13 protein-coding genes are annotated in these 13,715 nt (G+C 71.2%); 2 read left to right on the top strand and 11 right to left on the bottom strand.

From position 1 onward, the window contains the following. Window positions 1-22: 22 nt before the first annotated feature. A complete protein-coding gene (gene tyrS, locus ABD830_RS30840) occupies window positions 23-1,291 on the bottom strand; it encodes a tyrosine--tRNA ligase (RefSeq protein WP_344995001.1) in 1,269 nt (422 codons plus the stop codon). 92 nt (window positions 1,292-1,383) lie between these two features. Between tyrS and ABD830_RS30835 the strand changes: the two genes are divergently transcribed. Next, entirely contained in the window at window positions 1,384-1,785 is a 402-nt protein-coding gene (locus ABD830_RS30835) for a PH domain-containing protein (RefSeq protein WP_344994998.1), read from the top strand. Here ABD830_RS30835 and ABD830_RS30830 read toward each other — a convergent pair. From ABD830_RS30830 to argC, 9 genes are all read right to left on the bottom strand, one after another. Next, entirely contained in the window at window positions 1,725-2,516 is a 792-nt protein-coding gene (locus ABD830_RS30830) for a DNA-3-methyladenine glycosylase (protein ID WP_344994994.1), read from the bottom strand. The two genes, ABD830_RS30835 and ABD830_RS30830, sit on opposite strands and share 61 nt — an antisense overlap. Continuing rightward, on the bottom strand, window positions 2,498-3,919 hold the full coding sequence (gene argH, locus ABD830_RS30825) for an argininosuccinate lyase (protein ID WP_344994991.1): 1,422 nt from the start codon (window positions 3,917-3,919) through the stop codon (window positions 2,498-2,500). The genes ABD830_RS30830 and argH overlap by 19 nt, the downstream gene beginning before the upstream one ends. A gap of 113 nt (window positions 3,920-4,032) precedes the next feature. Then, window positions 4,033-5,226, bottom strand: coding sequence for an argininosuccinate synthase (locus tag ABD830_RS30820; protein WP_344994988.1), 1,194 nt, complete (start codon window positions 5,224-5,226; stop codon window positions 4,033-4,035). Between the two features lie 36 nt (window positions 5,227-5,262). Then, window positions 5,263-5,766 (bottom strand): arginine repressor, encoded by a 504-nt coding sequence (locus ABD830_RS30815; protein ID WP_344996029.1) that lies wholly within the window; start codon window positions 5,764-5,766, stop codon window positions 5,263-5,265. Next, window positions 5,766-6,713 carry an ornithine carbamoyltransferase gene (argF, locus tag ABD830_RS30810; protein WP_344994985.1) on the bottom strand — a complete coding sequence of 316 codons (948 nt, stop codon included), beginning with the start codon at window positions 6,711-6,713 and terminating at the stop codon, window positions 5,766-5,768. Before argF ends, ABD830_RS30815 begins: the two co-directional genes overlap by 1 nt. After that, window positions 6,710-7,876 (bottom strand): acetylornithine transaminase, encoded by a 1,167-nt coding sequence (locus ABD830_RS30805; RefSeq protein ID WP_344994982.1) that lies wholly within the window; start codon window positions 7,874-7,876, stop codon window positions 6,710-6,712. The genes argF and ABD830_RS30805 overlap by 4 nt, the downstream gene beginning before the upstream one ends. A gap of 70 nt (window positions 7,877-7,946) precedes the next feature. Further along, on the bottom strand, window positions 7,947-8,819 hold the full coding sequence (argB, locus tag ABD830_RS30800; RefSeq protein ID WP_344994978.1) for an acetylglutamate kinase: 873 nt from the start codon (window positions 8,817-8,819) through the stop codon (window positions 7,947-7,949). Then, the gene (gene argJ / locus ABD830_RS30795; protein ID WP_344994976.1) at window positions 8,816-9,967 is read right to left on the bottom strand and encodes a bifunctional glutamate N-acetyltransferase/amino-acid acetyltransferase ArgJ; all 1,152 of its coding nucleotides are present in this window, start codon (window positions 9,965-9,967) and stop codon (window positions 8,816-8,818) included. The genes argB and argJ overlap by 4 nt, the downstream gene beginning before the upstream one ends. Continuing rightward, window positions 9,964-10,986, bottom strand: a complete 1,023-nt coding sequence (gene argC / locus ABD830_RS30790; protein ID WP_344994973.1) for an N-acetyl-gamma-glutamyl-phosphate reductase — start codon at window positions 10,984-10,986, stop codon at window positions 9,964-9,966. The genes argJ and argC overlap by 4 nt, the downstream gene beginning before the upstream one ends. A gap of 146 nt (window positions 10,987-11,132) precedes the next feature. On the opposite strand from argC, the gene ABD830_RS30785 reads away from it, so the two are divergent. Further along, complete coding sequence (locus ABD830_RS30785) at window positions 11,133-11,669, top strand: hypothetical protein (RefSeq protein ID WP_344994971.1); 537 nt, start codon at window positions 11,133-11,135, stop codon at window positions 11,667-11,669. A gap of 4 nt (window positions 11,670-11,673) precedes the next feature. Here ABD830_RS30785 and ABD830_RS30780 read toward each other — a convergent pair whose 3' ends face one another. Then, window positions 11,674-13,713, bottom strand: coding sequence for a bifunctional aldolase/short-chain dehydrogenase (locus ABD830_RS30780; RefSeq protein ID WP_344994968.1), 2,040 nt, complete (start codon window positions 13,711-13,713; stop codon window positions 11,674-11,676). Between the last annotated feature and the right edge of the window lie 2 nt (window positions 13,714-13,715).

Raw genomic sequence — 13,715 nt, 5'->3', positions numbered from 1 at the left:
GGCCCGCTTCAACCAAGACGACCTATGAGGCGACCTCGACGCCGCCGATCGACTTCTTGCCGCGCCGCAGCACCATGTAGCGCCCCTGCAGCAGGTCGTCGGAGGTCGGGACGTACGCCTCGTCGGTGATCTTGACGTTGTTCAGGTAGGCCCCGCCCTCCTTCACGGCACGCCGGGCCGCCGACTTCGACTCCACCAGCCCGCTGTCGGCCATGAGATCCACGAGCGGCGTGCCGAGCGCGGGAATCGTGGCCTTGGGCACCTCGGCCAGCGCCGCTCCGAGCGTCGAGGCGGGCAGGTCCTCCAGCGCACCCTGGCCGAAGAGCGCCTTGGAGGCGGCCACGACCGCGTCGAGCTCCTGCTTCCCGTGCAGCAGCTCGGTGAGGTCCTCGGCCAGCGTCCGCTGCGCCTCGCGGGCGAAGGGCCGCTCGGCGACGGCCTTCTCCAAGGCCTCGATCTCCTCGCGGCTCTTGAACGTGAACACCTTGAGGTAGTGGATCACGTCGCGGTCGTCGGAGTTGAGGAAGTACTGGTAGAAGGCGTACGGCGAGGTCATCTCGGGGTCGAGCCAGAGCGCGCCGCCCGCCGTCTTGCCGAACTTGGTGCCGTCGGCCTTGGTGATCAGCGGCAGGGTGAGCGCGTGGACGTGCGCGCCCTCGATGCGGCGCACCAGGTCGGCTCCCGCCGTGATGTTGCCCCACTGGTCGCTGCCGCCGATCTGCAGCGTGCAGTTGTAGCGGCGGTGCAGCTCCAGGTAGTCGTTGGCCTGGAGGATCTGGTAGCTGAACTCGGTGTAGCTCAGCCCCTCACCCTGCAGCCGCGCGGAGACCGACTCCCTGGCCAGCATGCGGTTGACCGGGAAGTGCTTGCCGATGTCGCGCAGGAAGTCGATGGCGCTCAGCTCTCCGGTCCAGTCGAGGTTGCTGACCATGAGGGCGGCGTTCGGCTGAGCGTCGAAATCGAGGAAACGGCCGACCTGCCCGCGCAGGCGCTCCACCCATTCGGCCACGACCTCGCTGGCGTTGAGCGAGCGCTCGGTGTTGCGTCCGCTCGGGTCGCCGATCAGGCCGGTGGCGCCGCCGACCAGGCCGATCGGGCGGTGCCCGGCCAGCTGCAGGCGGCGCAGCGTCAGCAGGGGTACGAAGTGGCCGACATGCAGGGAAGGGGCGGTCGGGTCGAAACCGGAATAGACCGTGATCGGTCCCTTGGCCATGGACGCGCGCAGGGCGTCGAGGTCGGTGGACTGAGCGATCAGCCCTCGCCACGCGAGGTCATCGAGAATGTCGGTCACGGTGCCGGCTTTCCATTGAGACGTTGGACATTAAGTATGACAAGCGTGCCCGATCGCCTGGGTTGACCGCCACTTGGATACGCTCTGTCTCCATGTGGAAGGTCCGTCGCGAGCTGGCCGTTTTCAAGATCTTAGGGGCTGTTGTGTGTGCCGGGCTCGCCGTCTACTGGTGGCTCGAGAGCGACCTGCGCGGCGTGATCCTGGCCGTTCCCGCGGCCGTGCTGGTCGGCGGGATGGGGCTGCGCGACCTCATCGCCCCCGTACGGCTGGCCGCCGACGAGAGCGGGATCACCGTGGTGCACGGGTTCGCGGGCAGGCGGCACGTGCCCTGGGAGGCGATCCAGGACGTCAAGGTGGACGTGCGCAGGCGCTGGGGGCTGCGGAGCGAGATGCTCGAGATCGACACCGGCGACTACCTGCACATCTTCAGTCCTCACGAGCTGGGCGCCTCTCCCACGGAGGTGGCCGCGGCGTTGCGGCGGCGCGGAACGTGAGGGCGGTACGGCGACACGGTCGGGTCGCCGTCGATCCAGAACCGCCAAGGGGTCTCCTTGGCCGTCGAGATGCCGGTACGCGGGCCTGACCTGATCGACGCCGGGTCGGCCGGCAGGCCCTCCAGGACGGCGGCCGCCCCGTGGGGCACGCCGGTCAGCCGGCGGCCGACCGCGAAGGGCGCGTCGCCGGGGAGCGCCCGCGAGGAGTCCACGATCGCGTCGAGGCCGTTGTGCTCGCGGAGCAGACCGAGGACGACGGCCAGCCTGGCGGGGCCGCGCGCGAGGTCCCGGTCGGGGATCGTCCTGCCGCGCGCCCCCGTACCTTTGCCCGTGCCTTTGCCCGTGCCTTCGCCCGTGCCGTTGCCCGTGGCGGAGCGCCGGGCGCGGGCCTCCTCGATGCCCGCCACCACCTCGCCCGCCCGCAGCAGCACGGCCGAGCCGAAGTCCTCGGGCAGGCAGACGAGGTTCGCGCAGAAGTGCATGCCGTACGTGAAGTACACGTACAGGTGTCCCGGCGGGCCGAACATGACGGCGTTGCGCGGCGTCTTGCCCCGGTAGGTGTGCGCCGCCGGGTCCTCGCCGGGGCCGCCGTACGCCTCGACCTCGGTCAGGCGTACGGCGACGGGTCCGTGTACGAGCACGCGCCCGAGCAGGTCGGGCGCCACCTCGTGCGACGGCCGGTCGAAGAAGCTCCGCGGCAGCGCGGCGGGGCTCAGCTCCCCGCTGCCCATGCCGCCTGTGCGTCGACCGCTTCCCTGAGCGCGACGAGCTGGTCGCGTACGCGGTCAGGGGCGGTGCCTCCGTGGGCCTTGCGGGCGGCCAGGGCGCCGGGCACGTTGAGCACGTCGCGGACGTCGGGCGTCAGGTGCGGCGACACCTTGGCGAGCTCGTCGTCCGTGAGCTCGCCAAGGTCCTTGTCGTTGACCTGGCACCACACCACGAGGTGGCCGACCGCCTCGTGGGCCTCGCGGAAGGCGACCCCTCGGCGTACGAGCAGCTCGGCCAGGTCGGTGGCCAGCGCGAACCCGTCAGGGGCCGAGGACTCCATGCGGGCGGTGTTGACCCGCATGGTCGCGACCAGCCCGGCCATCGCGGGCAGGACCAGCAGCAGGGTGTCGACCGCGTCGAAGACGGGCTCCTTGTCCTCCTGCAGGTCGCGGTTGTAGGTCAGCGGCAGGCCCTTGAGCGTGGTCAGCAGCGACATCAGGTTGCCGATCAGGCGGCCGGACTTGCCGCGGGCCAGCTCGGCGACGTCGGGGTTCTTCTTCTGGGGCATGATCGACGAGCCGGTGGAGTAGGCGTCGTCCATCTCGATCCAGCGGAACTCCTGCGAGGCCCACAGGACGATCTCCTCGCCCAGCCGCGACAGGTGCACGCCGATCATGGCCGCGTCGAACAGGAACTCCGCCGCGAAGTCGCGGTCGGCGACGGCGTCCATCGAGTTGGGCGCGGCGGCCGAGAAGCCCAGCTCCTCCGCCACGGCCTGCGGGTCGAGCGGCAGCGACGAGCCCGCGAGCGCGCCCGCGCCGAGCGGGGAGATCGCGGCGCGCTTGTCCCAGTCGGTGATCCGGTCGATGTCGCGGGTGAAGGCGTGGACGTGGGCCAGCAGCTGGTGGCCGAAGGACACCGGCTGAGCGTGCTGCAGGTGCGTCATGCCGGGCGCGGCCGTCTCGGCGTGCTGTTCGGCCTGGGCCATGAGCGCGGTCTCGAGCTCGACCAGGCGAGAGACGACCGTGCGGGCGTGGTCGCGCAGGTAGAGGCGCAGGTCGGTGGCGATCTGGTCGTTGCGTGAGCGCCCTGCGCGCAGCTTGCCGCCGAGCGAGCCGAGCCGCTCCAGCAGGCCGCGCTCCAGCGCGGTGTGCACGTCCTCGTCGGCGACCGTCGGCCGGAACTCGCCCTCCTTGCAGGCGCGCTCCAGGTCGTGGAGCGCGCCGATCATGCGCTCGAGCTCGTCGTCGCTCAGCAGCCCCGCCCTGTGCAGCACGCGCGCGTGCGCCCTGGACGCGGCCAGGTCGTACGGCACGAGCCGCCAGTCGAAGTGCACGCTCACCGACAGCCGGGTCAGCGCGTCGGACGGGCCTCCTTCGAAGCGTCCGCCCCACAGCCGCATCGGCTTGCCATCACTCACCGTCATCTCCTTCTTGTCCGTTCCAATGGTCGCACCCGCTTCGGGACTCGTTGGCATCGCTCGCTCGCTCTCTCGCCCCGAGCTCCTGTGCTCCGGCGCGGCCATAGTGCACGTCACCCCTACTTGGCGTCCCGCGCGGCGGCGATCTTAGCCGGTAGCGAGAAGAGCTGGACGAACCCCTTGGCCAGGGACTGATCGAACGTGTCGCCGCTGTCGTACGTGGCGAGCGAGAAGTCGTACAGGGACTGCTCGGACCGGCGGCCGGTGACGGTGGCCTTGCCGGCGTGCAGAGTCATGCGGATGTCGCCGGAGACGTGCTTCTGCGCGTCGGCGATGAGCGCGTCGAGGGCGCTCTTGAGCGGCGAGAACCACAGGCCGTCGTAGACCAGCTCGCTCCACCGCTGGTCCACGCCGCGCTTGAAGCGGGCCAGGTCGCGCTCGACGGTGACGTTCTCCAGCTCCATGTGCGCGGTGATGAGCGCGATGGCGCCGGGCGCCTCGTACACCTCCCGCGACTTGATCCCGACGAGGCGGTCCTCGACCATGTCGATCCGGCCGACGCCCTGCGCACCCGCGCGCCTGTTGAGCTCGTCGATGATCTGGTACGGCGTCAGCGCACGATCGTCGATCTTGACGGGTACGCCCTGCTCGAAGGTGATGACGAGCTCGTCGGCGTCGCGCGGCTGGGACGGGTCGGCCGTGTAGGAGTAGACCTCCTCGGTGGGGCCGTTCCAGATGTCCTCGAGGAAGCCGGTCTCGACGGCGCGGCCCCAGAGGTTCTGGTCGATCGAGAACGGGTTCTTCTTCGACGTCTCGATGGGCAGGCCCTTGGCCTCGGCGTACTCGATGGCCTTGTCGCGCGTCCAGGCGTAGTCGCGGGCGGGCGCGACGATCCTGAGGCCGGGGGCGAGGGCGGCCAGGCCGGCCTCGAAGCGGACCTGGTCGTTGCCCTTGCCGGTGCAGCCGTGGGAGACGACCGTGCCGCCGAACTGCTTGGCCGCCGAGACCAGGTGCTTGACGATGAGCGGGCGCGACAGCGAGGAGACCAGCGGGTAGCGGTCCATGTAGAGGGCGTTGGCCCGCAGGGCGGGCACGCAGAAGTCGGCGGCGAACTCCTCCTTGGCGTCCACCACGATCGACTCGGCCGCGCCGCAGTCCATCGCCCGCTTCTGGATCACCGCCATGTCCTCGCCGCCCTGGCCGAGGTCCACGGCGACGCAGATCACCTCGGCGTCCATCTTCTCGGCGAGGTACGGGATGGCGACCGAGGTGTCCAGGCCGCCGGAGTACGCGAGAACCACTCGTTCCGGCATGTCACTATCTCCAGGTACAAATCTCGATGCGGAGCGCTAACCGCGCCGGACGGCCACCCTCAGCAGCGCCTCCGCGACGGCCTGGCCGCCTGTCGGATCGCGGCTGATGACGAGGATCGTGTCGTCGCCGGCGACCGTGCCGAGGATCGACTCCCAGTCGGCGTGGTCGATGGCGGAGGCCAGGAACTGGGCCGCGCCCGGAGGGGTGCGCACGATGACCAGGTTGGCCGAGGCTTCGGCGCCGACCAGCAGCTCCTCGGCGATGCGGTGCAGCCGCGCCGCCGGGGACTCGCCGGTGCCCAGCCTCGTGAGCGGGATCCGGCCGCCGCCCTCGCCGGGCAGGGCGTACACCAGGGACCCGTCGTCGGCGCGCAGCTTGAGCGCGCCCAGCTCGTCGAGGTCACGCGAGAGCGTGGCCTGGGTGACCTCGACGCCGCTCTCCGCGAGCAGCTTGGCGAGCTCCGGCTGGGAGCGCACGGCCTTCCGCATCAGCAGGTCGGTGATCTTCGCCTGCCGCGCGGCCTTGGTCATCGGGATCATCACCGGCGTGTCACCAGCCAGTGGAGGAGTGCCTTCTGGGCGTGCAGGCGGTTCTCCGCCTGGTCCCAGACGACGCTCTTCGGGCCTTCGAGCACCTCTTCGGTGATCTCGTAGCCGCGGTAGGCCGGCAGGCAGTGCAGCACGATCGCGTCCGGCGCGGCGTGCTCGAGCAGCTCGGAGTTCACCTGGTACGGCTTGAGCACGGCCACCCGCTGCTCCTTGCCGTCCTGGCCCATCGACACCCAGGTGTCGGTGGCGATCACGTGCGCCCCCTGGACGGCGGCGACCGGGTCGGACAGCGCGATCACCGAGCCGCCGGTCCTGGCCGCGATGGCGGCCGCCTGGTCGAGGATGACCGCGTCCGGCTGGTAGCCGGCCGGGGCGGCGATGCGCACGTGCATGCCCGCGGTGGCGCCGCCGAGCAGGTAGGAGTGGGCCATGTTGTTGGCGCCGTCGCCCAGGTACGTGAGCGTGACCCCGGCGGTCCTGCCCAGCTTCTCCTGGACGGTCTGCAGGTCGGCGAGGATCTGGCAGGGGTGGAACTCGTCGGTGAGCGCGTTCACGACGGGCACCCGGGAGTGGGCGGCCATCTCGTCGATGAGCTCCTGCCCCGTGGTCCGCCAGACGATGGCGGCGACCTGCCGGTCGAGCACCCTGGCGAGGTCGGCGGTGGGCTCGCCGCGGCCCATGAGGACCGAGACGTTGTCCACGATCAGCGGCAGCCCGCCGAGCTCGCCGATGCCGGTGTGGAAGGAGATCCGGGTGCGGGCCGACGGCTTGTCGAACAGGACGGCGACGCTCTGCGGGCCCTCGAACGGGCGGTAGCCGAAGCGGTCCTTCTTCATCGCCGCGGCGAGATCGAGGACCTCGGCCTGCTCGGCGGGCGTGAGGTCGTCGTCGCGCAAGAAGTGTCTGATTTGCGCCGAGTCCGCGCCATGTCTGGTCATTTGGCCGCCTCCGTGAGGATCGCCGGGTACGCGGCCACGAAAGCGTCGATCTCCTCCGCCGTGACGACGAGCGGTGGCGCGAGGCGTACCGCGTCCGGCTGGAGGGCGTTGACCAGGAAGCCGGCGCTCTGCGCGGCCTTCTGGACCTGCGCCGCGCGGGGCTCGGTCAGCACGGTGGCCAGCCACAGCCCGCGCCCGCGCACGCCCTTGAGCAGCGGATGGCTGATCGACTCCAGGCCGGCGCGCAGCCGCGCGGAGGCCGACCTGACGTGGCCGAGGTCGAGGTTGTCGAGCACGGCCAGCGCCGCGGCGCACGCCACCGGGTTGCCGCCGAACGTCGAGCCGTGGTCGCCCTTGGCGAACAGCTTGCCCGCGTCGCCGAACCCGATGCACGCGCCGATCGGCAGCCCGCCGCCCAGCCCCTTGGCCAGGGTCAGGATGTCGGGGGTCACGCCGTCGGCCTGGTGGGCGAACCAGTGACCGGTACGGCCGATCGCGGACTGGATCTCGTCGGCCACCAGCAGGGCGCCGGTCGAGTCGCAGATCTCGCGGGCCGCCTCGAAGTAGCCGTCGGGCGGCGGCACGACGCCGGCCTCGCCCTGGGTCGGCTCCAGGAACACCGCGATGCAGTCGCCGGTCACGGCGTCCTTGAGCGCGTCGGCGTCGCCGTACGGGACGAAGCGGACGTCGATCGGGAACGGGCCGAACTGGTCGCGGATGGACGCCTTGCCGGTCAGTGACAGGGCGCCGATCGTGCGGCCGTGGAAGCCGTTCTCGGCGGCGACGAAGTAGGAGCGGCCCTCACGCTTGCCGTACTTGACGGCGAGCTTGTACGCGGCCTCGTTGGCCTCGGTGCCGGAGTTGGCGAAGAAGATCTTGGCCGGGGAGTCCAGCAGGGCGAGGAGCTTCTCGGCGAGCAGCACCTCCGGCTCGTGCAGGAACAGGTTGCTGGTGTGCGCGATCTTGGCGACCTGTGTGGAGACGGCCTCGACCAGGGCGGGGTGCGCGTGACCGAGCGAGCTGGTCGCGATGCCGCCGATGAAGTCGAGGTACTGGCGGCCGTCCACGTCCCAGACGCGAGTGCCCTCGCCTCGTGCCAGTGCGACCGGCGGGACGCCGTAGTTGGGCATGAAGGCTTGTTCGAACCTGTCGAAAATGCTCATGCGGCCGACTCCGTTGTCCGCATGACCCTAAGGCTGCTGTGCTTATGGATTCGCACGCAAGACTCGCTCATCAGGGCACCACCATCGTTCCGATTCCCTCATTGGTGAAGATTTCCAGCAGCAGTGGGTGTGGCACGCGGCCGTCGAGCACGTGGGCCTGCGGGACGCCGCCCTGGACCGCGGTCAGGCAGGCCTCCATCTTGGGGACCATGCCGCTCGACAGCGTGGGCATGAGCGTCTCCAGCTCGTCGGCGGAGAGCAGGTCGATCACGTCGGTGTCGTCGGGCCAGTTGGCGTACAGGCCCTCGACGTCGGTGAGGACGATCAGCTTCTGCGCCTCGAGCGCGACGGCCAGCGCGGCGGCGGCGGTGTCGGCGTTCACGTTGTAGATCTCCCCGTCGTCTCCGCGCGCCACGCTGGAGATGACCGGGATGCGGCCGTCGTCGATGAGGGCCCGCACGGCGCCGGGCTCGACCTTGATGATCTCGCCGACCTGGCCGATGTCCACGGGCTCGCCGTCCACGATCGCCTGCTTGCGCACGGCGGTGAACAGGTGGGCGTCCTCGCCGGACATGCCGACGGCGAACGGGCCGTGCCGGTTGACCAGGCCCACGATGTCGCGGTTGACCTGGCCGGTGAGCACCATCCTGACGACCTGCATGGCCTCCGGCGTGGTGACCCGCAGCCCGGCGGTGAACGTGGACTCGATGCCCAGCTTGTCGAGCGCGCTGCTGATCTGCGGGCCGCCTCCGTGCACGACGACCGGGCGCAGGCCCGCGTGGCGCAGGAAGACGATGTCCTCGGCGAAGCCCTCCTTGAGCGACTCGTCGGTCATGGCGTTGCCGCCGTACTTGATGACGACGGTCGCGCCGTGGAAGCGGGTCAGCCACGGCAGCGCCTCGATCAGCGCGCCGGCCTTGGCCTGTGCGGTGGTGGCCCTCATGAGGAGTACGCCGAGTTCTCGTGGACGTACTCGGCCGTCAGGTCTGTGGTGTGGACGGTCGCGGTGTGCGGGCCGGCCGACAGGTCGATGGTGATCGTCACGTCCCTGGGGCGCATGTCGACCTTGGAGCGGTCGTCGCCGACCGCGCCGCCGCGGCAGATCCAGATGCCGTTGATGGCCACGTTCAGGCGGTCGGGCTCGAACACCGCGTCAGTGGTGCCGACGGCGGCCAGGACGCGGCCCCAGTTGGGGTCCTCGCCGTGGATGGCGCACTTGAGCAGGTTGGAACGGGCGACCGTGCGGCCGACCTTGACCGCGTCGTCCTCCGAGGCGGCGCCGATCACCTCGATGGCGATGGCCTTGGAGGCACCCTCGGCGTCCACCAGGAGCTGCCTGGCGAGGTCGGCGCAGACCTCCTGGACCTTCTGCTCGAACTCGGCGAGGTCCGGCTTGACCCCGGCGGCGCCGCTGGCCAGCAGGAGCACCGTGTCGTTGGTCGACATGCAGCCGTCGGTGTCGAGGCGGTCGAACGTCGTGGCGGTGGCCTTGCGCAGCGCGGCGTCGAGCTCCTCATCGGTCAGCTCGGCGTCCGTGGTGATCACGCAGAGCATGGTGGCCAGGGCCGGGGCGAGCATGCCGGCGCCCTTGGCCATCCCGCCCACCATGTAGCCGCTGCCCCGGCGGAACGAGATCTTGGAGACGGTGTCCGTGGTGCGGATGGCGTCGGCGGCGGCCAGGCCGCCGTCGCGGGAGAGCTGGGTCGAGGCCGTCTCGACACCGGACAGCAGCGCGTCCATGGGCAGCCGCTCGCCGATCAGGCCGGTCGAGCAGACCGCGACCTCGCCGGCGGAGTCCTGGAGCACCTCGGCCACCTTCTCGGCGGTGGCGTGGGTGTCCTGGAAGCCCTCGGGGCCGGTGCAGGCGTTGGCGCCGCCGGAGTTGAGCACCACGGCTCGCACCCGCCCGCCGGCAAGGACCTGCTGGGACCAGAGCACGGGGGCGGCCTTCACGCGGTTGGCGGTGAAGACGCCCGCGGCGGCCCTGCTGGGCCCGTCGTTGACGACGAGGGCGAGGTCGCGGGCGCCGCCGGACTTGATCCCGGCGGCGACGCCCGCAGCTCTGAATCCGAGTGGTGCCGTTACGCTCACGGTGCGACTCCTGTCAGGGGAAGGCCCAGCTCTTCCGGCAGGCCGAGTGCGATGTTCACGCTCTGCACGGCGCCTCCGGCCGTGCCCTTGGTGAGGTTGTCGATGGCGATGACGGCGACCACGCGGCCCGCGCGCTCGTCGAGCGTCACTTGCAGGGCGGCGGTGTTGGCGCCGTAGGTCATGGAGGTGGCCGGCCAGACGCCCTCGGGCAGGAGCTTGACGAACGGCTCCTCCTTCAGCGCGACCTCGTACGCCGTCCGCAGCGACTCCTTGGTGACGCCCCGTGCGGCGGGAGCGCTGCAGGTGGCGAGGATGCCGCGGCTCATGGGGGCCAGCGTCGGCGTGAACGAGACCCGCACGGGGGTCCCGGCGACGGCCGACAGGCCCTGCTCCATCTCGGGGGTGTGCCGGTGGACGCCGCCCACGCCGTACGCGCTGACGGAGCCCATGACCTCGCTGCCGAGCAGGTTGGGCTTGAGCGACTTGCCGGCGCCGCTGGTGCCGCTGGCGGCCACCACGACCACGTCCGGCTCGGCCAGCCCCGCGGCGAAGGCGGGCGACAGGGCGAGCAGGACGGAGGTCGGGTAGCAGCCGGGCACCGCGATGCGGGTGGCCGATGTGAGAATCTGCCGCTGACCGGGCAGCTCGGGCAGGCCGTAGGGCCATGAGCCGGCGTGCTCGCCGCCGTAGAACTCCTGCCAGGCCGCCGGGTCGGTGAGCCGGTGGTCGGCGCCGCAGTCGACCACCACCGTCTCATCGCCCAGCTGGGCGGCGACGGCGGCCGAGTGGCCGTGCGGCAGGGCCAGGAAGACGACGTCGTGGCCGGCCAGTGTCTCGGCGGAGGTGTCCTCGATGACCCGGTCGGCCAGCTGCGGCAGGTGGGGCTGGTGGGCGCCGAGACGGCTGCCCGCGCTCGATGCCGCGGTGAGCGCGCCGATCTCGAATTCGGGGTGGCCGAGCAGGATGCGCAGCAACTCACCGCCTGCGTAGCCGCTGGCTCCCGCGATCGCTGCCCTCATCAAACCCCTCCTGCATGTTCATGCATCACATCTCATGACCTTGCTGTTGAAGATAATGCACTGCAGAGGATGAACATGCAAGTCAGGGTGCACTACCCCCAGTCCGTTGCAAGTGAACGACAAATGGACTGGGACAGGATCGGCGCATGACCGAGTACTTGCCCGATCTCTCATTTGTGACCCCTGACAGAAGGGGTCGCGGCCCCGGGCCGGTGGGCCGGGTCGTCCTGGTGCTGCTCTGGCTGGCGATCGGCGTGCTGCCGTCGGTCCTCGCGGTCCCGGACCTCCGGCTCGCCACCGGCCGGACGGGGACGCCGGGCACGTTGCGGGTCGTCTCGTGTGCGGACCTGGGCCACGGCAGGTACGACTGCAGGGGGCGGTTCACGCCCGATTCGGGCGGGCCGGTCGTGAAGGTGGCGGCCTCGCCCGACTCTGACGCGGGCGACGTGACGCGGGCCCGGCTCACGCCGGAGGGCGACCGCGCGGTACCGGCCGGGACGAAGGGGGTGCTGGCGGCGCTGACGTTGCCGGCGGTCGGGTTCGGCGGGCTGGGATTCCTGCCGTACGTGATCATGTACTGGGCGGGCGCGCGCAGGCGTCGGGCCGCCGTGGCCGGGGGTCTCCTGGTCACGGCGGCCGGAGCCGCGCTGGCGGTGATCGGGATGGTGGCGGCTTACTCCTGAGTCGTCAGCGCAGGAAGGCCGCGGCCACGCCCGCGTCCACGGGGATGTGCAGGCCCGTGGTGTGGGTGAGGTCGTTGCCGGTGAGGGCGAAGACGGCGGCGGCCACGTGCTCGGGCAGCACCTCGCGCTTGAGCAGGGTCCGCTGCGCGTAGAACTCGCCGAGCTTCTCCTCCTCCACCCCGTAGACGGCCGCCCGGTTGGCGCCCCAGCCGGAGGCGAAGATGCCGGAGCCGCGTACGACGCCGTCGGGGTTGATGCCGTTGACGCGGACGCCGTGCGGACCGAGCTCGGCCGCCAGCAGCCGCACCTGGTGCGCCTGGTCGGCCTTGGCGGCGCCGTAGGCGACGTTGTTCGGGCCGGCGAAGACGGCGTTCTTGGAGGAGATGTAGACGATGTCGCCGCCCATGCCCTGGTTGATCAGCACCCGGGCCGTCTCGCGGGAGACCAGGAACGAGCCCCTGGCCATCACGTCGTGCTGCAGGTCCCAGTCGTCGAGAGTGGTCTCGAGCAGCGAGCGGGACAGCGACAGACCGGCGTTGTTGACGACCAGGTCGACGCCGCCGAACGCCAGCACCGCCGCGCGTACCGCCTCGGCGATCTGCTCCTCCGAGGTGACGTCCACCCCGACCGCCACCGCGACGTCCGACACCCGGTACGCGGCCGCGCCGATCTCGGCGGCGATCTTCTCCGCGGCGGCCACGTCGCGGTCGGCGACCACCACGCAGGCGCCCTCGGCGGCCAGGCGGCGGGCGGTGGCCGCGCCGATGCCCGAGCCGCCGCCGGTCACCAGCGCGACGCGGGTCGCGAGGGGCTTGGGCCTGGGCATGCGGCGGAGCTTGGCCTCCTCCAGCTCCCAGTACTCGATGCGGAACTTCTCCGACTCGGGGATGGGCGCGTAGGTGGAGACGGACTCGGCGCCGCGCATGACGTTGATGGCGTTGACGTAGAACTCGCCGGCCACGCGGGCGGTCTGCTTGTCCTTGCCGAACGAGAACATGCCGACGCCCGGTACCAGCACGATCGCCGGGTCGGCGCCCCGGATGGCCGGGGAGTCAGGGGTGGCGTGCCGGTTGTAGTAGGCGGTGTAGTCCTCGCGGTAGGCGGCGTGCAGCTCGCGGAGCCGTTCGACGGCCTGCTCCAGGGGCGCGTCCGGCGGCAGGTCGAGCACCAGCGGCGCGACCTTGGTCCGCAGGAAGTGGTCGGGGCAGGACGTGCCCAGGGCCGCCAGGCGCGGGTGCTCGGCGCGGGAGACGAAGTCCAGCACCTCCGGCGTGTCGGTGTAGTGGCCGACGACGCGGACGTCGGTGGAGGCCAGGCCCCTGATGTAGGGGAACAGGGCGGCGGCGCGCTCGCGGCGCTCCGCCTCCGGCAGGGTCTCGTAGATCACCGAGCCGAACGGGTCGGGGCGGCCGTGCTCGGCCAGGTACGCCTCCGCGGCGCGGATGATCTCCAGCGAGCGCGACTCGCACTCCTCCGACGTGGCGCCCCAGGCGGTGATGCCGTGGCCGCCGAGGATGCAGCCGATGGCCTGCGGGTTGGCCTCCTTGATGGCGGCGATGTCCAGGCCGAGCTGGAACCCGGGCCGCCGCCACGGCACCCACACCACCCGGTCGCCGAAGACGCGCCTGGTCAGCTCCTCGCCGTCGGCCGCGGTCGCGAGCGCGATCCCGGCATCCGGGTGCAGGTGGTCGACGTGCCCGGCCTCGACCAGGCCGTGCATGGCCGTGTCGATCGACGGCGCGGCCCCGCCCTTGCCGTGCAGGCAGTAGTCGAACGCGGCGACCATCTCGTCCTCGCGCTCCACGCCCGGGTAGACGCCCTTGAGCGCGCGCAGCCGGTCGAGGCGGAGCACGGCGAGCCCCGACTCCTTCAGCGTGCCGAGGTCGCCGCCGGAGCCCTTGACCCAGAGCAGCTCGACCTCCTCGCCGGTGACCGGGTCGGGCGCGGCGCCCTTGGCCGAGGTGTTGCCGCCCGCGTAGTTGGTGTTGCGCGGGTCGGCGCCCAGGCGGTGAGAGCGTTCCAGCAGTTCCCTGATGACTTCCATGA

Source organism: Nonomuraea helvata, from assembly GCF_039535785.1.
Taxonomy (GTDB): domain Bacteria; phylum Actinomycetota; class Actinomycetes; order Streptosporangiales; family Streptosporangiaceae; genus Nonomuraea; species Nonomuraea helvata.
The sequence above is the reverse complement of the archived record's forward strand: the minus strand, read 5'-3'. Positions and strand labels throughout refer to the sequence as shown.